This window comes from Streptomyces lasiicapitis (genome assembly GCF_014646335.1).
GTDB classification, from domain to species: domain Bacteria; phylum Actinomycetota; class Actinomycetes; order Streptomycetales; family Streptomycetaceae; genus Streptomyces; species Streptomyces lasiicapitis.
This window is the reverse complement of record NZ_BMNG01000009.1, coordinates 252,132-277,111: the sequence shown is the minus strand read 5'-3', so window position 1 is coordinate 277,111 and position 24,980 is coordinate 252,132. Positions and strand designations below refer to the sequence as shown.

General features: G+C 71.8%; 1 protein-coding gene. It reads right to left on the bottom strand.

Going from position 1 to position 24,980, the window contains the following annotated elements:
* Positions 1-41: 41 nt before the first annotated feature.
* Positions 42-24,908: a type I polyketide synthase gene (locus IEY91_RS21380; protein WP_189175257.1), complete on the bottom strand. Its 24,867-nt coding sequence runs from the start codon at positions 24,906-24,908 to the stop codon at positions 42-44.
* Positions 24,909-24,980 lie beyond the last annotated feature (72 nt).

Here is a 24,980-nt window from a genome sequence, read left to right as displayed (position 1 = left end):
CCCAGCCCCTTGAAACACTCTGTGAGTTCCAGCTCGCCACGTCAGGACATTCCGAATTCGTCATCGATGAGTTTGAAGATCTCGTCGGCGGTGGCCGATTCGATCTCGCTGCCGTCGTCCAGGTCGTCGTCGGCCGCTGTCACGGCGCCGGACGTCTGGCCGGTACCGCCGGCGGACCACTTCGCCACCAGCCCCTGGAGCCGCGCCATGACCTGGGCGTGTGTCTCGCCGTCGGACGCGAGCGCCGACAGGGTGGCTTCCAGCCGGTCGAGTTCGCCGAAGACGGGCTCGGTCGTGGGCCCGTCGGCGGGGACGACCTCCTCGCGCAGGAACCGCGCGAGCGACGCCGGGGTCGGGTAGTCGAACACCAGGGTCGCCGGCAGCCGCGTTCCGGTGATCGCGTTGAGCCGGTTGCGCAGTTCGACGGCCGACAGGGAGTCGAAGCCCAGGTCCTTGAAGGCGTGTCCGGGTTCGATCGCCTGCCCCGACGCGTAGCCGAGGACGACGGCCACCTGGTCGCACACCAGGTCCACCAGGATGCGCTCGCGCTCCGTCTCGGACTTCCCGGCCAGGTGCTGCTTGAGCGCGGCGGCCGGATCGGCCGTGGTGCTCGTGGCCGCCGACTCCGCGGTCCGGCGCGCAGGTGCGCGCACCAGTCCGCGCAGGAGCGCGGGTACCGGCTCGCCCACCGAGGACATGTCCATCGTCATGGGCACCAGGACGGCACCGTCGAGATCGCGGGTCGTGTCGAACAGCGCGAGCCCGGCCTCGGGGGTGAGGGCGACCATGCCGGTCCTGGTCATCCGGGTGACGTCGGCGTCGGCCAGTTCGGTGGTCATACCGCCGTCCTGCGTCCACGGCCCCCATACGAGGGAGGCCGCCGCGAGGCCCGCGGCCCTGCGGTGCTGGGCGAGGGCGTCCATGAAGGCGTTGCCCGCCGCGTAGTTGGCCTGGCCCGCGCCGCCGAAGGTTCCGGAGACGGAGGAGAACAGGATGAACGCGGAGAGGTCGAGGTCGCGGGTCAGCTCGTGCAGGTGCAGCGCCGCGTCCACCTTCGGACGCAGCACCCTGTCCACCCGCTCCGGCGTCAACGACTCCACCACACCGTCGTCCAGCACACCCGCCGCATGCACCACAGCCGACAACGGATACTCGGACCCGATCCCCGCCAGCAGACCCTCCACCGCGGCACGGTCGGCGACATCACACGCCACCGCCCGCGCCTCGGCACCCAGCCCCGCCAGCTCCGCCACCAACTCCACCGCACCCGGCGCATCCACACCACGACGACTCGTCAGCACCAGAGAACGCACACCATGCTCCACCACCAGATGACGGGCCAGCAACGCACCCAGACCACCCGTACCACCCGTGATCAGCACCGTGCCCGAGTCGTCCAGCGTCCTCGGCATCGTCAGCGCCACCTTGCCGGTGTGGCGTGCCTGGCTGAGGAAGCGGAAGGCGTCGGGTGCCCTGCGGACATCCCAGGTGCGGACCGGCAGCGGTCGCAGTACCCCGTTCTCGAACAGCGAGATCAGGTCGTTCCACATCTCGTTGATGCGGTCGGGTCCCGCCTCGATCAGGTCGAACGCCTGGTAGGAGACACCGGTGTACTCGGCGGCCACCTCTTCCGGAATCCGGATGTCGGTCTTACCCATCTCCAGGAACCGGCCGCCGCGCGGCAGCAGCCGCAGGCCCGCGTCCACGAACTCCCGTGCCAGCGAGTCGAGTACGACGTCCATGCCGCGCCCGCCGGTCACCTCCAGGAAGCGCTTCTCGAAGTCCAGCGTCCGGGACGACGCGATGTGCTCGTCGTCCAGACCCAGCGACCGCAGGGTTTCCCACTTGCCCTCGCTCGCCGTACCGAAGACCTCGGCGCCGAGGTGCCGGGCCAGCTGGAGCGTGGCCATGCCCACACCGCCCGCGGCGGAGTGCACAAGGACCGACTGACCGGCCTTCAGACCGGCCAGGTCCACCATGGCGTAGTAGGCCGTCAGGAACACGATCGGGGTGGAGGCCGCCTGCTCGAACGTCCAGCTCTCCGGGACCCGGGCGACAACGCGCCGGTCGGTGATGGCGAACGGGCCGAACGACCCGCTGAAGATGCCCATCACCTTGTCACCGGGGACGAGGTCCGTCACCGCGGAGCCGACCTCGGTCACCACACCGGCACCCTCACCACCGAGCGGCCCGGCCTCCCCGGGGTACATCCCCAGGGCGTTGAGCACATCGCGGAAGTTCAGGCCCGCGGCGCGCAGCGCCACCCTGATCTCGGTCGCGCCGAGTTCCTCCGTGGCGTCGGGGCTGGGCAGCAGCGCCAGGTTCTCCAGGGTCCCCTTGGCGTGCATGTCAAGGCGCCAGTCCCGCACCCCGGCGGGCGGCAGCAGCGCGGTGCCCGAGGAGACCCGGGCCATGCGCTGGCCGAGCACCGTGCCCTCGCGGACCACGGCCTGCGGCTCGTCGTTGGCGAGAACCGCGGGCAGTACCGCCTTGGACGCCTCGTCCTCGTCGAGGTCCACCAGGACGAAGCAGTTCGGATTCTCCGACTGCGCGGACCGCACCATGCCCCACAGCGGGGCGTGGATCAGGTCCGGGGTCTCGTCGCGGTCCTCGGGTGCCATGGCGCCCGAGGTCACGAAGACCAGCCGGGAGGAGTCGAACCGGCGGTCGCCGAGCCAGCCCTGGATCATGCCGAGCGTGTGGTGCGTCACCGCGTGGATGGCGTCCACGGGCTCCAGGCCCCGCTTGGCCTTGCCCTTGCCCTTGCCCTTTGCCCTGGTCTTTGCCTTGCTCTTGGGCCTGCCCTGCGCCGCCTCGTCGTCGAGGCCCGGTGCGTAGGAGACCAGCACGGCCTCCGGGGCGGCGGCGCCGTCGTCGATCGCGGCGCCCAGGGCGTCGAGATCGGCGTAGGCGGTCACCTGGGCTCCGGCGATCGCACCGGCGGCCAGTCCGTAGTGGTCGGTGCCCACCACGGCCCAGGTGGCCGTGGCCGCGTCCGCCGGGGAGATGGCCGGTACGGGGGTCCAGTCCAGCGTGAACAGCGAGTCGCGGAACGCCGATGTCCTGGCCGTGTCGATGTGGTCCACGGACACCGGGCGCAGCACGAGGGACTCGATCGATGCCACGGGGCGGCCGGTTCCGTCGGCCACCGCGAGGGAGATGGAGTCCGGCCCCAGCCGGGTGAGGCGCACCCGCAGCGTGGACGCGCCACCGGCGTGGAGCGACACCCCGCTCCAGGAGAACGGGAGCCGGGAGAGCCCGACGTCCTCCAGGGCGACGAACGTCACCGCCTGCACGGCGGCGTCAAGGAGCGCCGGGTGGAGGCCGAAGTCGGCCGCCAGTGACGCGTGCTCCTCGCCGAGACTGACCTCGACGTAGACGTCGTCGCCGGCGCGCCAGGCGGCCCGCAGGCCCTGGAACACCGGGCCGTAGGCGAAGCCGGAGGCGGCGAAGCGCTCGTAGAAGTCGCTGATGTCCAGCGCTTCCGCGTCCGCCGGGGGCCATACGCCCAGGTCGAACGACGGCTCGGGGCCGGCCGGGGCCAGCGCACCGGCCGCGTGCTGCGTCCACGGCTCGCCCGAGGACGCGTCGGCCGCGCGGGAGTAGAGGCCGATCGAGCGGTGGCCCGTCTCGTCCGCGTCATCCACCCACAGCTGCACCTGGACCTGTTCGTTCTCGGGCAGGACCATCGGGGTGGCCAGGGTGACCTCCTCGACCCGGCCGCAGCCGACCTGATCGGCGGCACGGATGGCCAGTTCGAGGAATCCGGTCCCCGGGAACAGGGCCGCGCCCGCGATCGCGTGGTCGGCCAGCCAGGGCTGGCTCTTCACCGACAGCCTGTTGGTGAACAGGAATCCGTCGCTGCCCGCGAGTTCGACCCCGGCACCCAGCAGCGGGTGGTTGGGGGAGCTGAGTCCGACGGAGGCGACGTCCCCGGTCATGGGGCCGCCGGCCTTCGGCCAGTAGCGCTGCCGCTGGAACGCGTAGGTGGGCAGCTCCACCCGCCGTACGTCGTGTCCGGCGAACGCCGTCGACCAGTTCACGGTGGTGCCGTGGACGTGGAGTTCGGCCAGCGCCGTGGTCAGCGACTGGGTCTCGGGGCGGTTCTTGCGCAGTGCGGGGACGAGAGTGCGCGCGCCTCCGGCCTCGTCGGCCGTCAGGCAGTCCTGCGCCATCGCGGTGAGCACACCGTCGGGACCCACCTCCAGGAACGAGGTCACCCCGAGCTTCTCCAGGGCCCGTACCCCGTCGGCGAACCGCACGGCCTCGCGGACGTGGCGCACCCAGTACTCCGGCGAGCACACCTGCTCCGCGCCCGCCGACGCACCCGTGAGGTTGGAGACCAGGGAGATCGACGGTGCCTGGAAGATCAGCCCTTCGACGACCTTGCGGAAGTCGTCCAGCATCGCGTCCATACGAGGCGAGTGGAACGCGTGGCTGACCCGCAGGCGACGGGTCTTGCGGCCCTGTTCGGCCCAGTCCTCGGCGATCTCCAGCACCGCGGCCTCGTCACCCGCGATCACCACGGCCGTCGGGCCGTTGACCGCCGCGACGCTCACCTCGGCCTCACGGCCGATCAGCGACGGAGCGATCTCCTCCTCCGACGCCTGGACGGCCACCATCGCGCCGCCCTCCGGCAGCGCCTGCATCAGACGGCCACGCGCCGCGATCAGCGTGCACGCGTCCTGAAGCGAGAGCACCCCGGCCACATGGGCCGCGGCGACCTCTCCCACCGAGTGGCCGATGAGCACGTCGGCGGTGACGCCCCAGTGCTCCAGCAGCCGGAACAGCGCCACTTCGATGGCGAACAGCGCGGGCTGCGTGAACGCCGTCTGATTCAGCAGTTCGGCGTCGGCACTGTTCTCGTCGGCGAACATCACGTCCCGCAGCGGACGGTCGAGCAGCACGTCGAGATACGCGCACACCTCGTCCAGCGCCTGGGCGAACACCGGGAACGTCTCGTACAACTCCCGCCCCATACCCAGGCGTTGCGCACCCTGACCCGAGAACAGGAACGCCGTCTTCCCGGCCGTGCCCACCGATCCCTGGACGACCCCGGGGGCCGTGGCGCCCGAGGCGATGGCGTCGAGACCGCTCAGCAGCGCGTCCCGGTCGCCGTTCAGGAGGACGGCGCGGTGGTCGAAGACCGACCGGGAGGCCGCGAGCGAGTAGCCCACGTCGTCCAGGTCGAGCTCGGGGTGGTCCGCCAGATGGTCACGCAGGTTGCGTGCCTGGGCGCGCAGCGCCTCGGCGCCCTTGCCGGTGACCGTCCAGGGGAGCGTCCGCGAACCGGCCGTGAGGTCGTCCGTGACGACCCGCGCCACCGCCGCCTCCGGCTCCTCGGGCTCCGGGGCCTGCTCGATGATGGTGTGGGCGTTGGTACCGCTGATGCCGAACGAGGAGATGCCCGCCCGTCGCGGTTCGCCGTTCTCCGGCCACGCGGTCGCCTCGTTCAGCAGCGACACCGCGCCACTGGTCCAGTCGATGTGCGGCGAGGGCTCCTCCGCGTGAAGCGTCTTGGGCAGCACGCCCTCGCGCATCGCCATCACCATCTTGATGATCCCGGCGACACCGGCGGCGGCCTGCGTGTGCCCGATGTTCGACTTGACCGAGCCCAGCCACAGCGGCTGGTCCTCGGGGCGCCCCTGGCCGTACGTGGCCAGCAGGGCCTGCGCCTCGATCGGGTCACCCAGCCGGGTGCCGGTGCCGTGTGCCTCGACCGCGTGCACCTGGTGGGCGGCGAGACCGGCGCCGGCCAGCGCCTGCCGGATCACCCGCTGCTGCGACGGCCCGTTGGGCGCCGTAAGACCATTGCTGGCGCCGTCCTGGTTGACGGCGGAGCCGCGCACGATCGCCATGACCGGGTGGCCGTTGCGCCGTGCGTCCGACAGCCGCTCCAGCAGCAGCACGCCGACACCCTCGCCCCAGCCGGTGCCGTCGGCCGATGCCGCGAACGCCTTGCAGCGCCCGTCCGACGACAGCCCCTTCTGGCGGCTGAAGTCCACGAACGAGCCCGGGGTCGACATGATCGTGACACCGCCGGCCAGCGCCATGGAGCACTCCCCCTGGCGCAGCGACTGCACGGCCATGTGCAGTGCCACCAGGGACGAGGAGCATGCCGTGTCCACCGTGACGGCCGGTCCTTCGAGGCCGAAGGTGTAGGAGACACGGCCCGACACGACACTGCCCGCGTTACCGGTTCCGAGGTAGCCGTCGGGGCCGCCCGGGGCGGTCATCAGCAGGCCGATGTAGTCCTGGCCGTTGCTTCCGGCGAAGACACCGGTCCGGCTTCCCTTGAGCGACGCGGCGTCGATGCCCGCCCGCTCGAACGCCTCCCAGGAGGTCTCAAGGAGCAGCCGCTGCTGCGGGTCGATGGTCAGCGCCTCACGCGGGGCGATCCCGAAGAACGCCGGGTCGAATTCATCGGCGTCGTAGACGAAACCGCCGCCGCTGGCGTAGCTGGTGCCCGTGTTCTCCGGGTCCGGGTCGTACAGGTCGTCCAGGTCCCAGCCACGGTTGGTCGGGTAGGCGCTGATCACGTCGCTGCCCTCGGAGACCAGTCGCCACAGGTCCTCCGGAGTGCGCACCCCGCCGGGGAAGCGGCAGCTCATCGACACGATCGCGATCGGGTCGTCGTCCACGACCGTGCCCGTCACCACCGGCGGCTCGTCGGCCGGCGCGGGCGCGGTGCCCAGCACCTCGCCGAGGATGAACCGGGCGAGCACCATGGGCGTCGGGTAGTCGAAGGCCATGGTGACCGGGAGGGTCACACCGGCCGCCGCGCTGAGCCCGTTGCGCAGCTCCACGGCGGTCAGCGAGTCGAACCCGATGTCCCTGAAGGCCCGTTCCGGCTCCACCGCGTCGGCGTCCGGGTAACCGATCACCTCGGCGGCGTGGGTCCTGACGAGGTCGAGGACCTCCGCCTCGCGCTGGGCGGGCGACAGTCCTTCGAGGCGTACGGCCAGCCCGGAGAGCGCCGCGTCCAGCTCGGCCTCCGCCGCCTCCAGGGCCCGCCGTACCTCCGGCAGCTCGTCGAGCAGCGGACGCGGCCGGGCCGAGGCGAACCCGGGGGCGTAGCGCTCCCAGTCCACATCGGCGACGGTGATGTCCACCTCGTCGTGGTCGAGCGCCTGCTGCAGGGCCTCGACGGCCAGCTCGGGCACCAGCGGCGGCATACCGCGCCGCTTCAGCTGGGCCGCGGTGGCGTCGTCGACCAGACCGCCGCCGCCCCAGGCGCCCCACGCCACCGAGGTCGCGGCCAGCCCCTGGGCCCGGCGCTGCTGCGCCAGGGCGTCGAGGAAGGCGTTCGCGGCGGCGTAGCTGCCCTGACCGGCACCACCGACGGTTCCGGCGTAGGAGGAGAAGAGGATGAACGCGGACAGGTCCAGGTCCTGGGTCAGCTCGTGGAGGTTCACCACGGCGTCCACCTTGGGCCGGAAGACCCCCTGCGTCCTGGGGACGGTGAGGGTGTCGACGAGGCCGTCGTCCAGCACACCGGCGGCGTGCACCACCCCGGTCAGCGGGTACTCCGCGGGCAGCCCGTCGAGGAGCTCCCGCAGTGCGTCACGGTCGGCGGCGTCACAGGCGGCGACGGTGACCCGCGCGCCCATGGCGGTCAGTTCGTCCCTCAGCTCGGCCGCGCCGGGGGCGTCCGGGCCGCGGCGGCTGGTGAGCACCAGGTGCTCGGCGCCGCCACGGGCCAGCCAGCGGGCGAGACGACCACCGAGGGCACCCGTACCACCGGTGATCAGAACGCTGCCGCGAGGCTGCCAGGCGCGGGCCGGCCGGGCGTCGCCCAGGGGCGCCCGGACCAGCCTCCGCGCGAAGACCCCGGAGGCGCGCACCGCCACCTGGTCCTCGTCGCCGGACCGCCCGATCAGGCCGACCAGACGGTTCAGGGCCCGCTCGTCGAGCGCGTCCGGCGACTCGGGGAGGTCGACGAGACCGCCCCAGCGCTGTGCGTACTCCAGGCCGACCACGCGGCCCAGACCCCACACCAGGGACTGCTTGACGCTGCCGACCCGGTCGGAGCGGCCCACGGACACGGCACCGGTGGTGGCGAGCCACAGCGGCACGTCGATGTCGATGTCGGCGAGCGCCTGGACCAGGGCCACCGTGCCGGCGAAGCCGCGCGGAACGCCCGGGTGCCCGGCGATCGGCTCCTCGTCGAGCGCGAGCAGGGAGAGCACTCCGTCGATCGCGAGCGTCCCGTCCTGCTCGGAGCCGTCCGTGGCGGACGTGCCGGGGGCCGCGGCGCGCAGGAGTGCGGTCAGCGAGGACCGCTCCGGCTCCGTCGCGTCCAGGTCGACCCGCACCATGCGGGCACCGTGGCGCTCCGCGTCCCGTGCGATGCGCTCCGCCAGTTCACGGGCGGCGTCGACCGGCGGGACGACGACCAGCCAGGTACCGGTGATCGGGGCGCCCTGCTCCTGCCCGGAGCCGGACGACGGCTGGTCGATGAGGGGCTTCCAGTTGATCCGGTAGCGCCAGTTGTCGACCGTGGAGCGGTCACGCCTGCCTCGCCGGTACGACGACAGGGCGGGCAGCACCGCGCTCAGCGGGGCCTCCCCGTCGAGCTCCAGCGTCTGCGCGAGCCCTTCGAGGTCCTCGCGCTCGACGGCCTCCCAGAACCGGGCGTCCACCGAGTCGGCCTCGGAGACGGGGCCGTTGCCGAACCCACCGTCCTCGCCCGGCTGCGGCCAGTACCGCTGCCGCTGGAAGGCGTACGTCGGCAGGTCGACCTGCCGGCCACCGTGTCCGGCGAACACCTTCCGCCAGTCGACGTCGGCGCCGTTGACATGAAGCTCGGCGATCGAGGTCAGGAACCGCTCGGCCCCGCCCTCGTCACGCCGGAGGGTCCCGATGACCACGGCCTGCGCCTCGGCGGCCTCCACCGTCTGCTGCACGGGAAGGGTGAGTACCGGATGCGGGCTCACCTCGATGAACACACCATGCCCGGTGCCGAGCAGGGTGCGGGTGGTGGCCTCCAACTCCACGGTCTGGCGGAGATTGCGGTACCAGTACTCCGCGTCCAGCCCGGCCGTGTCCACCAGCTCGCCGAACACCGTCGAGTAGAACGGCACTTCGGACGTACGGGGCCTCAGGTCCGCCAGAACCCTCAGCAACTCCTCCCGGATCTCCTCCACATGCGCGGAGTGCGAGGCGTAATCCACCGGGACACGGCGGACACGGATCTCCTCACCCTCCAGCTGGGTGACCATCTCATCCAGTGCACCCGCGTCACCCGACACCACGACCGAACCGGGGCCATTGACTGCCGCGACGGATATCGCACCGTTCCAAGCGGCGATACGCTCCCTGGCCTGGTCGACCGGAAGCCCGACCGAGACCATGCCACCACGACCCGCCAGACCGGCGGCGATCGCCTGCGAACGCAGGGTCACCACCTTCGCCGCGTCCTCCAGCGAGAGCGCACCCGCAACGCAGGCCGCCGCGATCTCACCCTGGCTGTGACCCATCACCGCGTCCGGCTCGACCCCCACCGAACGCCACAGCTTCGCCAGCGACACCATCACCGCGAACAACACCGGCTGAACGACATCCACCCGGTCGAACCCGGGAGCACCGTCAGCCCCACGGAGAACGTCCGTCAACGACCAGTCCACGTAAGCCGACAGAGCCGTCTCACACTCGCCGATCGATTCGGCGAACACCGGCGAGGACTCCAGGAGCCCCACCGCCATACCCGCCCACTGCGCCCCCTGACCCGGGAACACAAACACCGAACGGCCCGGTGCTTCGATGGCGTTCGCGCGGACCGCACCCGGCGCCTTCGCGCCCTCGGCCATCGCCGCCAGTCGTTCGAGGAGTTCCTCCCGGCCGGCCCCGGTCACCGCGCCCCGGAACTGGAACGCGGACCTGGTCGTCGCCAGGGAGAGCGCCACATCGGCGGCGCTCAGCTCGGGGCGCTCGGCCACGAACTCCCGCAGCCTGTCGGCCTGGTCGCGCAGCGCGTCGCCGCTCTTGCCGGACACGACCCACGCCACCGGACCGTCGACGGCCCCGGTCCCGGCACCGGCGGGCTCGGCCGCCTCGGTCTCCGGAGCCTCCTCCGCCTCGGGAGCCTGCTCCAGGATGGTGTGCACATTGGTACCGCTCATACCGAACGCCGACACACCCGCGCGCCGCGGATGCCCCGTCTCCGGCCACGGCCTGGCCTCGGCCAGCAGTTCGACGTCGCCGGCCGTCCAGTCCACCATCGGCGAAGGCTCGTCGATGTGCAGCGACTTCGGCAGTACGCCGTGCCGCATCGCCATCACCATCTTGATGACGCCACCGACACCGGCGGCGGCCTGCGAGTGACCGATGTTGGACTTGATGGCGCCCAGCCACAGCGGCTGGCCCTCGGGGCGCTCCTGGCCGTAGGTGGCCAGCAGCGCCTGCGCCTCGATCGGGTCACCCAACGACGTACCCGTACCGTGCGCCTCGACCGCGTCGATCTCGGCGGCCGACAGCCGGGCGTTCGCCAGTGCCTGCCGGATGACCCGCTGCTGCGAGGGGCCGTTGGGCGCCGTAAGACCGTTGCTCGCGCCGTCCTGGTTCACCGCGCTGCCCCGCACCACGGCGAGGATGGGATGTCCGTTGCGGCGGGCGTCCGAGAGCCGTTCGAGGACGAGCATGCCGACGCCCTCGGCCCAGCTGGCGCCGTCCGCGGCGGCCGAGAACGGCTTGCTGCGGCCGTCGGAGGCGAGCGCGCGCTGGCGGCTGAACTCGATCAGCGACATCGGTGTGGACATCACCGTCACACCACCGGCGAGCGCCAGGTCGCACTCGCCCTGACGCAGCGCCTGCCATGCGAGGTGCAGGGCGACCAGCGACGACGAACACGCCGTGTCCACCGTCACCGCGGGCCCTTCGAGGCCCAGGGTGTAGGAGATACGGCCGGAGAGCACGCTGGGCGAGACGCCGGTGCCGATGTAGCCCTCGACGTTGTCCTGGGATCCGGCGAGGACACCGCCGTAGTCCTGGTAGGTCACACCCGCGTAGACACCGGTCTGGCTGCCCTTCGCGGAGACCGGGTCGATACCGGCCCGCTCCAGCGCCTCCCACGAGGTCTCAAGCAGCAGCCGGTGCTGCGGGTCCATCGAGAGCGCCTCACGCGGCGAGATCCCGAAGAACGCCGGGTCGAACCGGCTGGCGCCGTGCAGGAAGCCACCTTCCTGCGTGTAGCACTTGCCCGGCTCGTCCGGGTCCGGGTCGTAGAGGTTCTCCACGTCCCAGCCACGATCGGTCGGGAAGGGAGAGATGCCGTCCCGGCCTTCGGCGACCAGGTTCCACAGGTCCTCCGGGGTGGCCACCTCGCCGGGATAGCGGCAGCTCATTCCCACGATCACGATCGGCTCGTCGTTGCCCGCCACCGCGACCGGCACCGGACGCACCGCTCCGGTCAGCACGCCGAGAACCTCGGCACGGGTGAACTTGGCGAGTTCGGCGGGGGTCGGGTAGTCGAACACGGCCGTCGCCGGGAGCCGCAGGCCGATGGCCTTGCTCACCCGGTTGCGGAACTCGACGGCGGTCAGCGAGCTGAAGCCGAGGTCCTTGAAGGCCTGCGAGCCCTGGACGGCGTCGGCCGAGGCGTGTCCGAGCACGGCCGCGACATGCGTACGGATCACATCGAGCAGCATCCGGTCCTGCTCGGGCTCGGAGAGCCCGGCCAGCCGCTCCCGCAGCGCGGCGAGCGGCCCGGAGTCCGGTCCGCCCCGCTTGGCGGAGCGCCGCGCGGTCTTACGGCGGCGCGACGGCTTGGCGGAGGAGGTCTCCTCCACAGAGATCTCAGCAGGGGGTACGGCGGCTGCCTCGGGCGAGGCGGCGGCGGGCTCGGGCAGAGTCTCCTCGGCCGTGTCCGCCGTGTCCGCCGCCGGGGTGATCTCCGGCTGCTCCGGGGCGACCTGACGCAGGGTCAGTGTGTCGGCGGAGACCACGACTTCCCCGGCTCCGTCGACCGCGGTCAGGGAGAGGGTCTCCGGACCCGTACGGGCGAGCCGGACGCGCAGCGCGGAGGCACCGGACGCGTACAGCGATATCCCGGCGAGGCTGAACAGCATGCGTCCGCGCCCCACCCCGTCCAGCACGCCGAGGCCGAGCGGCTGCAACGCCGCGTCCAGAAGGGCGGGGTGCAGCCCGAACCGCTGGGCGTCCACGACGGACTCCTCAGCGAGGCTGACCTCGGCGAACACCTCGTCGTCGCGCTGCCACACCGCACGGAGGCCACGGAATGAGGGGCCGTAGACGAGGCCGTCGCCGGCGAGCAACTCGTACAGGCCGTCCACCTCGACGCGCTCGGCGCCGGGCGGGGGCCATGCGGCGAAGCCCGCCGCCTCGGCGGTCATGGCGTCGTCCGGCTCCGGGGCGAGCACACCACTGGCGTGGCAGATCCACTCGTCCACGTCCACGTCCGCATCGGTGTCCGCGCCCACGGGCTCGGCCACTCGTGAGTACATCTCCAGCGAACGGGTGCCAGTCTCGTCCTCCTCGCCGAGGACGAGCTGAATCTGGACGCCGCCCCCTCGGGGGAGAGCCAGCGGCGCCTGGATGACGAGCTCTTCCACATGGCCGAGGCCGACCTCGTCACCGGCGCGAATGGCCAGTTCGACGAGGGCCGTGGTCGCCAGGACCGCCTCGCCGCGCAGGACGTGGTCCGCCAGCCAGGGCTGGGTGTGCAGCGAGAGAGTTCCGGTGAACAACAGGCCGTCGGCGCCCGCGAGGGGGACGGCTCCGCCGAGCAGCGGGTGGTCGGCGGGGTCGAGGCCGAAGGCCGCGGCGTCGCCCGCCGAGGTACCAGCCTCCAGCCAGTAGCGCTGGTGCTGGAACGCGTAGGTGGGAAGGTCCACGCGGCGGGCGCCGCGTCCGGCGAAGAAGGCCCGCCAGTCGACGGTTTCGCCGTGGACGTGGATCTCGGCGAGGGCCGCGACGAGTGCTTGTGTCTCGGGACGGTCCTTGCGCAGCACCGGCACCAACAGGGGGGCCGGTGTGTCCTCGGCCGCGATGTCGTCGGCCGGTTGGGTCAGGCAGTCCTGGGCCATGGCCGACAGCACGCCGTCGGGGCCCACCTCGATGTACGCGGTGACGCCCTGCGCTTCGAGGGCCCGCACCCCGTTGAGGAAGCGGACGGTCTCCCGCACATGCCGCACCCAGTACTCCGGCGAGCACACCTCGTCGGCACCGGTCTGCTCACCCGTGACATTCGAGATGAACGCGACGGACGGGCTGTTGTAGGCGAGCGTCCGCGCGACCGCACGGAAGTCGTCCAGCATCGCGTCCATGCGGGGCGAGTGGAAGGCGTGGCTGACCCGCAGGCGACGGGTCTTGCGGCCCTGCTCCGACCACTGGCCGGCGATCTCCAGTACGGCGGCCTCGTCACCGGCGATGACCACGGCGTTCGGGCCGTTGACGGCCGCGATGCTCACCTCGGCCTCACGACCGGCGAGCGATCCGGAGATCTCCTCCTCGGACGCCTCGACGGCGACCATCGCGCCACCGGTCGGCAGCGCCTGCATCAGACGGCCACGGGCAGCCACCAGCGTGCACGCGTCCTCCAGCGAGAACACCCCTGCCACATGCGCGGCGGCAATCTCACCGATGGAGTGACCGATCACCACATCCGGCCGGACACCCCAGTGCTCCAGGAGCCTGTAGAGCGCCACTTCGACGGCGAAGAGCGCGGGCTGCGTGAACGCCGTCCGGTCCAGCAGCTCGGCGTCGGCACCGCCCTCCGCCGCGAACATCACGTCCTTCAGCGGACGGTCCAGCAGCACATCCAGGTGGGCGCACACCTCGTCCAGGGCGCGGGCGAACACCGGGAACGTGTCGTACAACTCCCGCCCCATACCCAGGCGTTGGGCACCCTGGCCGGTGAACAGGAACGCGGTCTTGCCGCCGTTGGCGGCCTGCCCCTGGACGATACCGGGGGCGTCGTCGCCCGCGGCGAGGGTCTCCAGGCCACGCAGCAACGTCTCGCGTTCGGTGCCCAGCAGCACCGCGCGGTGCTCGAACACCGATCGTGTGGCGACCAGCGATTCGGCGATGTCCAGAACGCCGTGCTCGGCCCCGTCGATCAGGTGGGCCCGCAGCCGCTCGGCCTGGGCACGCAGGGCTTCCGGGCTCCGGGCGGAGAGCGTCCAGGGGGCCAGGCCGTGGTCGTCGGCGGGGGTCGGGGCGGGCTGCGCCTCGTCCTCGACCGGCGGGGCCTGCTCGATGATGGTGTGGGCGTTGGTCCCGCTCACGCCGAAGGCGGAGACACCGGCCCGGCGCGGATGCCCGGTCTCGGGCCACTCCACCGTCTCGGCCAGCAGCCGCACCTCACCCGCCGACCAGTCCACCTGGCTCGAGGGCTCATCCACATGCAGCGTCTTCGGCAGGACGCCGTGCCGCATCGCCATCACCATCTTGATGACACCGGCGACACCGGCCGCGGCCTGCGTGTGACCGAGGTTCGACTTCAGCGATCCCAGCCACAACGGCAGGTTCTCCGGGCGCTCCTGGCCGTAGGTGGCCAGCAGTGCCTGTGCCTCGATCGGGTCACCCAGCGTCGTACCAGTGCCGTGTGCCTCGACCACCTGGATGTCGGCGGGCGACACCCCGGCGTTGGCGAGGGCCTGCCGGATCACCCGCTGCTGGGACGGGCCGTTGGGCGCCGTAAGGCCGTTGGAGGCGCCGTCCTGGTTGACGGCGGAGCCGCGCACGATCGCCAGCACCTCGTGGCCGTTGCGCCGGGCGTCGGACAGCCGCTCCACGAGCAGCATGCCGACACCCTCGGACCAGCCCGTACCGTCCGCGGCATCCGCGAAGGGCTTGCAGCGGCCGTCGGGGGCCAGGCCACGCTGGCGGCTGAACTCCACGAAGGCGGCCGGGTTGGTCATCACGGTGACACCACCGGCGAGCGCCATGTCGCACTCGCCCTGGCGCAGCGCCTGCGCGGCCTGGTGCAGGGCGACCAGCGACGACGAGCACGCCGTGTCCACCGTCAGCGCGGGCCCCTCAAGACCCAGCGTGTAGGAGATACGACCTGACACGACCGAGGTGGCACTGCCGGTCAGCAACTGCCCTTCGAGCCCCTCGGGGATCTCGTGCAGTCCCGTTCCGTAGCCGGAGGTCGCGGCGCCGACGTAGACGCCGATCTGGTTGCCGCGTACGGACGCCGGGTCGATACCGGCGCGCTCGAACGTCTCCCAGGACGTCTCAAGGAGCAGCCGCTGCTGCGGATCCATGGCAAGGGCCTCACGCGGCGAGATCCCGAAGAAGGCGGCATCGAACTCGCCCGCCCCGTCGAGGAACCCGCCCTCGCGGGCGTAGAACGTGCCCAGGCGCTCCGGGTCCGGGTCGTACATTCCGTCGACGTCCCAACCCCGGTCGGAGGGGAAGTCGGTGATGGCGTCCGTGCCGGCCGCGACGAGGTTCCACAGATCCTCGGGGCTTCCGACGCCGCCCGGGAAGCGGCAGCTCATCCCGACGATCGCGATCGGGTCGTCATCAACCGGAGCCACCGCCGCCGACGACGGCACAGCCACCGCCCCCCGCGTACCCAGCACCTCGGCACGCAGATGACCGGCCAGCACCACAGAACTCGGGTAGTCGAACACCAACGTGGCCGGCAACACCAACCCCGTCTCCGCGTTCAACCGATTACGGAACTCCACCGCCGTAAGCGAGTCGAAACCCAACTCCTTGAACGCCCGCCCGGGCTCGACCACTTCGGCACCCGCGAAACCGAGCACCGCCGCGGCATGAGCGCGCACCAGGTCGAGCAGGGTCCGGTCGATCTCGGCCTCGGTGAGCCCGGTCAGGCGCTCCCGCAGTGCCGAACCGGCCGCGACGCCGGTGCCCTCGGCGGTTCCGGTGTTCGTCAACGCCCGCTGGACCTCGGGCAGTTCACCGAGGAGCGGGCTGGGCCGCCCGATCGTGAACGCGGGCGCGAACCGCTCCCAGTCCACATCGGCGACGGTAACCACACCCTCGTCACCCGCGAGCGCTCCCTGCAGCGCGGCAAGGGCAAGACCGGGCGCCATCGCGGGCAGACCACGACGGGCCAACTGATCCCCGCCGTCGCCGGCCGCCATACCGCTTTCGGCCCAGGGCCCCCAGGCCACAGCCGTACCAGCAAGACCCCGACCCCGACGGTCCTCCACCAACGCATCCAGATAAGCGTTCGCCGCACCATAAGCAGCCTGACCACCACTGCCCCACACACCCGCGATCGAAGAGAACACCACGAACGCGTCCAGCTCACGATCACCCAGCAACGCGTCCAGGTTGACCGCACCGGCCACCTTGCCGGAGATCACAGCGGCAGCCTCGGCCACCGTCGTCCCGGCCAGCGGCCCCACCCCATTGGCACCCGCCGCGTGAACCACCGCCGCGAGCGGATACTCCTCCGGCACGCCGTCCAGCACCGCCGCCAACTGCTCACGATCGGCCACATCACACGCCACCACGGTCACCCGGGCACCCAGCGCTTCGAGTTCCGCACACAACTCCGGTGCGCCCGGCGCCTCAAGACCCCGACGACTGGTCAACACCAGATGCTCGGCGCCATTGCGCACCAGCCAGCGGGCCACCTGGCCGCCGAGCGCACCCGTACCGCCGGTCACCAACACCGTGCCACGCACCCGCCACGACGCCACATCAGCGACAGGCGCCGCCGACCGGGCCAGACGGCGTACGAACACACCGGAGCCGCGCACCGCAAGCTGGTCCTCGCCGGCCCCACCGGCCAGCACGCCCACCAACCGCGCGACCGCACGCTCGTCCAACACCTCGGGCAGATCGACCAGACCGCCCCACAGCTCCGGCAGCTCCAACGCGGCCACCCGGCCCAACGCCCACACCATCGCCTGCGTCGGACGGCTGAGCCGCTCGGAACGGCCCACCGACACCGCACCTCGCGTACCGCACCACAGCGAAGCCTCGATGCCCGTGTCCGCCATGGCCCGCACCAGGGTCAGCGTCAGGGCGAGACCACTGGGGAGCTCGGGGTGTCCGGAGCAGGGCTCCTCGTCCAGGGCGAGCAGCGACAACACGCCACCCACAGCGGGTGCGTCGGCGATCGCCGCGCGCAGCCGCTCCCCCAGCGCGTCGGCGTCGAGGTCACGCTCGTCCGCCACCAGCGACACCACATCGGCACCATGGCGCCGAAGCCCGGCGACGGTCTCCGTCACCAGCTCGTCCTCGGCGCGGGACGCCGGAACCACCACCAGCCATGTTCCCGACAGCGACCCACCGGCCACGTCCGAGACGGGCTTCCACGCCACGCGGTAGCGCCAGTTGTCGATCGTGGACCGGTCACGCCTGTTGCGGTGGTACGTGGACAGCGCGGGCAGCACCGCGCTCAGCGGCGTCTCGCCGTCGACGTCGAGCGCCTCGGCGAGCGCTTCGAGATCCTCGTGCTCGACCGCTTCCCAGAACCGCGCGTCCACCGAGTCGGCGGCGCCTTGTGCGTCCAAGCCGCTCAGGGAGAGGGACACCTCGGGCCAGTACCGCTCGCGCTGGAAGGCGTACGTCGGCAGCTCGACCGTCCGCGCACCGCGCCCGGCGAAGACGGACTCCCACTCCACCGAGGCTCCGTGGACGTGGAGTTCGGCCAGCGCCGTCGTCAGCGCCTGGGCCTCGGGGCGGTCCTTGCGCAGCACCGGCACCACGGCCGAGGCCGCGACCTCGTCCGGCGTCAGGCAGTCCCGCGCCATCGCGGACAGCACACCGTCGGGGCCGACCTCCAGGAACCTGGTGACGCCCTGGGCGCTGAGCGCCCGCATGCCGTCCGCGAACCGCACGGCCTCCCGGACATGGCGCACCCAGTAGTCCGGCGAGCACACCTCTTCGGGGCCCGCCGCCCCGCCTGTCACATTCGAGACCAGGGCGATGGCCGGTGCCTGGAAGGACAGACCGGTGACGACGTCACGGAAGTCGTCCAGCATCGCGTCCATACGCGGCGAGTGGAAGGCGTGGCTGACCCGCAGCCGACGGGTCTTACGGCCCTGCTCCGACCACTGTGCGGCAATCTCCAGTACGGCGGCCTCGTCACCCGCGATGACCACGGCCGTCGGGCCGTTGACCGCAGCGACACTCACCTCGGCCTCACGACCGGCAAGCGATCCGGAGACCTCCTCCTCGGACGCCTCGACGGCGACCATCGCCCCACCGGCCGGCAGGGCCTGCATCAGACGGCCACGGGCGGCCACCAGCGTGCACGCATCCTGAAGCGAGAACACCCCCGCCACATGCGCGGCGGCGATCTCACCGATGGAGTGGCCGATCACCACATCCGGGACGACACCCCAGTGCTCCAACAGCCGGAACAGCGCCACTTCGATGGCGAACAGCGCGGGCTGCGTGAACGCCGTCCGGTCCAGCAGTTCGGCGTCCGCGCCGCCCTCCGCCGCGAACATCACATCCTTCAGCGGACGGTCCAGCAGCACATCCAGGTGGGCACACACCTCGTCCAGGGCGCGGGCGAACACCGGGAACGCCTCGTACAACTCCCGCCCCATACCCAGGCGTTGCGCACCCTGACCCGAGAACAGGAACGCCGTCCTGCCACCCGTTACGGCCTGCCCCTGGACGGCTCCCGAGGCGATGCCGCCCTCCGCGACGGCCCGCAGGCCACGCAGCAGGGTCTCCCGGTCCTCGCCGACCAGCACGGCACGGTGCTCGAACACCGACCTGGCCGCCAGCGTGTGGCCGACGTCCAGCGCCTCGATGTCCTCGCGAGCCGCCACATGCGCGGCGAGCCGCTCGGCCTGCGCCCGCAGCGCCTCCCGGCTCTTCCCGGAGACCAGCCACGGCACCACGTCCGCCGACACCGGTGTCCCGGGCCCGGCCGCCTCCGAGGCCACGGCCTCTTCCAGCTCGGGGGCCTGCTCGATGATGGTGTGGGCGTTGGTCCCGCTGAGCCCGAACGAGGAGATACCCGCCCGGCGCGGCTGCCCGGTCTCGGGCCACTCGGTGGCCTCCGTCAGCAGCCGCACCTCACCCGCCGACCAGTCCACCTGACTCGACGGCTCATCCACGTGAAGGGTCTGCGGCAGTACTCCGTGCCGCATCGCCATCACCATCTTGATGACACCGGCCACGCCCGCGGCGGCCTGCGTATGACCGATGTTGGACTTGATGGCGCCCAGCAGCAGCGGGCGGCCCTCCGGGCGTTCCTGGCCGTACGTGGCCAGCAGCGCCTGCGCCTCGATCGGGTCACCCAGCGTCGTACCAGTGCCGTGCGCCTCGACCGCATCGACCTCGGCGGCGGACAGCCCGGCGCCGGCCAGCGCCTGCCGGATCACCCGCTGCTGCGACGGCCCGTTGGGCGCCGTAAGACCATTGCTGGCGCCGTCCTGGTTGATGGCGCTGCCGCGGACCACCGCCAGCACCGGGTGGCCGTTCCTGCGCGCGTCCGACAGCCGCTCCACCAGCAGCATGCCGACACCCTCGGACCAGCCCGTACCGTCCGCGCCCTCCGCGAACGGCTTGCAGCGGCCGTCGGGGGCCAGGCCACGCTGGCGGCTGAACTCCACAAAGGCGCCGGGTGTCGACATGACCGACACACCACCGGCGAGCGCCAGGTCGCACTCGCCCTGACGCAGCGCCTGCACCGCGAGATGCAGCGCGACGAGCGACGACGAGCACGCCGTGTCCACCGTCATCGCCGGCCCCTCAAGGCCGAAGGTGTAGGAGATGCGCCCGGACACCACGCTGGCCGCACTGCCCGTACCCACATGGCCACCGAAGTCCTCGACGGCGTCGAGCATGATCGCGGAATAGTCCTGGCCGTTGGTGCCGATGAACACACCGGTACGGCTGCCACGCAGCGCGGCCGGTTTGACGCCCCCGTACTCGAACGCCTCCCAGGACGTCTCAAGGAGCAGCCGCTGCTGCGGGTCCATGGCGAGCGCCTCGCGCGGCGAGATCCCGAAGAAGGTGGGGTCGAACTGGGGCGCCCCGTAGAGGAATCCGCCCTCGCGGGCGTAGAACGTGCCCGGGTGCTCGGGGTCCGGGTGGTACATGCCCTCGACGTCCCAGCCCCGGTCGGCGGGGAACCCGGCGATGCCGTCGCCGCCCTCGGTCAGGAGTCGCCACAGGTCCTGCGGGTTCTCCACGCCTCCGGGGAAGCGGCAGCTCATCGCCACGATCGCGATGGGGTCGTCGTCATCCGGCCGCACGCGGTGCGAGACCGCCGAAGTGGCGGCCCCGGCGTGGGCTCCGCCCAGCTCCTGCCGCAGCTGGTCGGCGAGCACCTCGGCGGTCGGGTAGTCGAAGATGAGGGTGGCGGGCAGGCTCAGACCGGTGGCCAGGTCGAGCCGGTTACGCAGCTCGATGGCCGTGAGGGAGTCGAACCCGAGGTCCCGGAAGGCGCGGCCCGGCTCGACGGAGTCCGCCGAGAAGTGGCCGAGTGCCGAGGCCGCGTGGGTGCGGATGAGGTCAAGCAGGAGGAGGCGCTGTTCCTCGTCCGACTGTCCGGCCAGTTGTCCGCGCAGGTCATGGCCCGGTCCCGCCTGGCCGATGGTCCCGGCCGCGGCGGTCAGGAGCTCACGTGCCTCGGGGATGTCGCTGACGAGGGCGCTGGGGCCGGCGCTCAGCATGGAGGCCATGCCGGTCCAGTCGATGTCGGCCACGACCAGCGCGGCCTCGTCATGGCCGGCGGCCCAGCCCAGCACGTCCAGGGCCAGCGAGGGAGTCATGGGGGGCAGTGGCCCGCCGCGCGTCCGCTCCCCGGCTCGGCCGCTCGCGGCCATTCCGCTCTCGGCCCACGGGCCCCAGGCGACCGCGGTGGCGGCCAGGCCCTGGGCCCGGCGCCGCTGTGCCAGCGCGTCGAGGTAGGCGTTGGCCGCCGCGTAGGCGGCCTGGCCGGCGCCGCCGATGGCACCGGCGAACGAGGAGAACAGCACGAACGCGTCGAGCGGGAGCTCCGCGGTCAGCTCGTGCAGATGGCGCGCGCCCTCGGCCTTCGCGGCCAGGGTCCCGGCGAGTTGGCCGACGGTCAGGCCGTCGAGCACACCGTCGTCCAGGATGCCCGCCGCGTGCACGACGGCGGTCAGCGGATACCGCTCCGGTACGGCGGCCAGCACCTCGGCCAGGGCATCCCGGTCGGCGGCGTCGCAGGCCACCACGGTCACTTCGGCGCCGAGTGCCTCGAGTTCCGCGGTGAGTTCGGAAACGCCGTCGGCCGACGGGCCTCGACGGCTCGTCAGCACCAGGTGTTCCGCGCCCTCGCGCACGGCCCAGCGCGCCACCTGGGCGCCCAGGGCGCCGGTGCCGCCGGTGATCAGCACCGAGCCCCGGGGGCGCCACACGCGCTCCGCCGACCCGTTGCCGACCGTGACGCGGGTCAGGCGCCGGGCGTACGCTCCGGATCCGCGTACCGCCACTTGGTCCTCGCCGTCTCCGGCGGACAGTGCCCAGGCCAGTCGCGCGGCGGCGCGCTCGTCCACGGTCTCGGGCAGATCGACCAGACCGCCCCAGATCCGGGGGTGCTCCAGGGCGGCCACCCGGCCGAGGCCCCAACTCTCCGCCTGCACGGCGCTGGTGAGCTGGTCGGAACGGCCCACCGACACGGCACCCCGGGTGGCGCACCACAGCCGGGCGCGGATGTCCGCCTCGGCCAGGGCGCGCACCAGCGTCAGGGTCAGCGCGAGGCCGCGCGAGACCACCGGGTGCTCGGTGCAGGGCCGCTCGTCCACCCCCAGCAGGGACAGCACACCGCCGAGCCCGGACGGCTCGGTGGCTATGTCACGCAGTCGCCCGGCCAGCGCACCGGGGGCGAGATCGGCCTCGTCCGCCACCAGACGAACGACATCGGCGCCGTGCCGCTGGAGTGCGGCGGACACCGAGTCCGCGAACGTGTCGGCGACACCGGACGCGGGAACGACCATGAGCCAGGTACCCGACAGTGTGGCCGCGGGGGTCTCCGAGACCGGCTTCCACGAGATCCGGTAGCGCCAGCCGTCGACCGTGGTCCGGTCGCGCTGCTGACGGCGGTACGAGGACAGCGCGGGCAGCAACTCGCCCAGCGAGCCGCTCCCGTCGACGTCCAGCGCCTCCGCCAGCGCCTCCAGGTCCTCACGCTCCACCGCGTCCCAGAACCGCGCGTCCACCGAGTCCACGGCGGCGGAGGCGCCCGAGGCTCCGCCCGTGCCCTCCAGCCAGTAGCGCTGACGCTGGAAGGGGTACGTCGGCAGGTCAACCGTCCGTGCACCGCGCCCGGCGAAGACCTGCTCCCAGTCGACCGTCACACCGTGGACATGGGCCTCGGTCAGCGCGGCCATCAGGGCCTGGGCGTCGGGGCGTCCCTTGCGCAGGACCGGCACCACGGCCGGGGCCGAAGCCGCCTCGCCCGCCAGGCAGTCCCGCGCCATCGCCGAGAGCACACCGTCGGGGCCCACCTCGATGTACGCGGTGACGCCCTGGGCCTGGAGGGAGCGAACGCCGTCGGCGAAACGCACGGCCGCGCGCACATGCCGCACCCAGTACTCGGGGGAGCAGACATCGTCGGCCCCGACCGGCTCTCCGGTGACGTTGGAGACCAGGGCCAGGGTGGGAGTCTGGAAGGTCAGGTCCCGCGCTACACGGCGGAAGTCGTCCAGCATCGCGTCCATGCGCGGCGAGTGGAAGGCGTGGCTGACCCGCAGCCGACGGGTCTTACGACCCCGCTCCGACCACTGGCCGGCGATCTCCAGTACGGCGGCCTCATCACCCGCGATCACCACGGCCGTCGGGCCGTTGACCGCCGCGACACTCACCTCGGCCTCACGACCGACGAGCGATCCGGAGATCTCCTCCTCGGACGCCTGGACGGCGACCATCGCGCCGCCCTCCGGCAGCGCCTGCATCAACCGGCCACGCGCCGCGACCAGCGTGCACGCGTCCTGAAGCGAGAACACCCCGGCCACATGCGCGGCGGCGATCTCACCGATGGAGTGGCCGATCACCACATCCGGGACGACACCCCAGTGCTCCAGCAGCCGGAACAACGCCACCTCGATGGCGAACAGCGCGGGCTGCGTGAACGCGGTCCGGTCCAGCAGTTCGGCGTCGGCACCGCCCTCGGCCGCGAACATCACATCCTTCAGCGGACGGTCCAGTACGACGTCCAGGTGCGCGCACACCTCGTCCAGCGCACGGGCGAACACCGGGAACGTCTCGTACAACTCCCGCCCCATACCCAGGCGTTGCGCACCCTGACCCGAGAAGAGGAACGCCGTCTTGACGGCCGTCCCGGCCACGCCCTGGAGCGCACCGGGAGCGGCTTCTCCGGATGCGACGGCCTCGAGTCCGGCGAGGAGTTCCGCACGGCTCGCGCCCGACACCACCGCGCGGTGCTCGAACATCGACCGCGTCGCCACCAGCGAGTGACCGACGTCCAGTGCGCTCGACTCGACCCGCTCCAGCAGGAACGCCCTGAGCCGCGCCGCCTGAGCCCGCAGCGCGTCCGCGCCACGAGCCGACAACAGCCACGTGGCCACGCCACTGTAGGCGTCGGAAGCCGGACTCTCCTCGGCCTCGGTCTCGTCCTCGTCGACCGGCGGGGCCTGCTCGATGATGGTGTGGGCGTTGGTGCCGCTCACGCCGAAGGCGGAGACACCGGCCCGGCGCGGCTGCCCGGTCTCGGGCCACTCGGTGGCCTCCGTCAGCAGCCGCACCTCACCCGCCGACCAATCCACCTGCCGCGACGGCTCATCCACATGCAGCGTCCGCGGCAGCACGCCGTGGCGCATCGCCATCACCATCTTGATGACACCGGCGACACCGGCGGCCGCCTGCGTGTGACCGAGGTTCGACTTGAGCGCGCCCAGCCAGAGCGGACGGCCCTCCGGCCGGTCCTGGCCGTAGGTGGCCAGCAGCGCCTGCGCCTCGATCGGGTCACCCAGGGACGTACCGGTCCCGTGGCCCTCCACCACGTCCACATCAGCGGCCGACAGACGGGCACTCGTCAGCGCGTCCCGGATGACCCGCTGCTGGGACGGGCCGTTGGGCGCCGTAAGACCATTGGACGCGCCGTCCTGGTTGACGGCGGAGCCGCGCACGATCGCCAGGACCGGGTGGCCGTTCTTGCGCGCGTCCGACAGCCGCTCCACCAGCAGCATGCCGACACCCTCGGACCAGCCCGTGCCGTCCGCGGCATCCGCGTACGGCTTGCAGCGGCCGTCGGGCGCCAGGCCACGCTGGCGGCTGAACTCGACGAAGGCACCCGGTGTGGACATCACCGTGGCACCACCGGCAAGGGCAAGGTCGCACTCGCCCTGGCGCAGCGCCTGCGCGGCCAGATGCAACGCCACCAGCGACGACGAACACGCCGTGTCCACCGTCACCGCGGGTCCCTCAAGACCGAGTGTGTACGAGATACGGCCCGATACGACCGAAGTCGCCGTACCGGTCAGCAGGTGGCCTTCGATCTCCTCGGGGAAACCGACGATGTCCGCCCCGTAGCCCGAGGTGGCGGCTCCCACGAACACACCGCCACGCCGGCCCTTCACCGACCCCGGAGCGATGCCCGCCCGCTCGAAGACCTCCCACGAGGTCTCAAGGAGCAGCCGCTGCTGCGGATCCATGGCAAGGGCCTCACGCGGCGAGATCCCGAAGAAGCCCGCGTCGAACTCGTCCGCGTCGTGAAGGAATCCACCCTCACGGGAGTAGAACGTCCCCGAATTCTCGGGATCCGGGTCATACATCCCGTCCACGTCCCATCCGCGGTTGGACGGGAAATCGGAGATGGCGTCACCACCGTCGGCCACCAGCCGCCACAGATCCTCGGGGCTCCCCACACCACCCGGGAAACGGCAGCTCATCGCCACAATCGCGATGGGCTCCTGCTCTCCTGCCTCCAGTTCGCGCAGGCGTTGGCGCGCTTGGTGCAGATCAGCCGTTACCCGCTTGAGGTAGTCCCGAAGCCTATCTTCGTTCACCATGAAACCCTTGCCTGTTACGAGTCAAAGAAGACTGAAGAATGAAAGGAGGCCAGAGAACTGCACCTCGGCGCT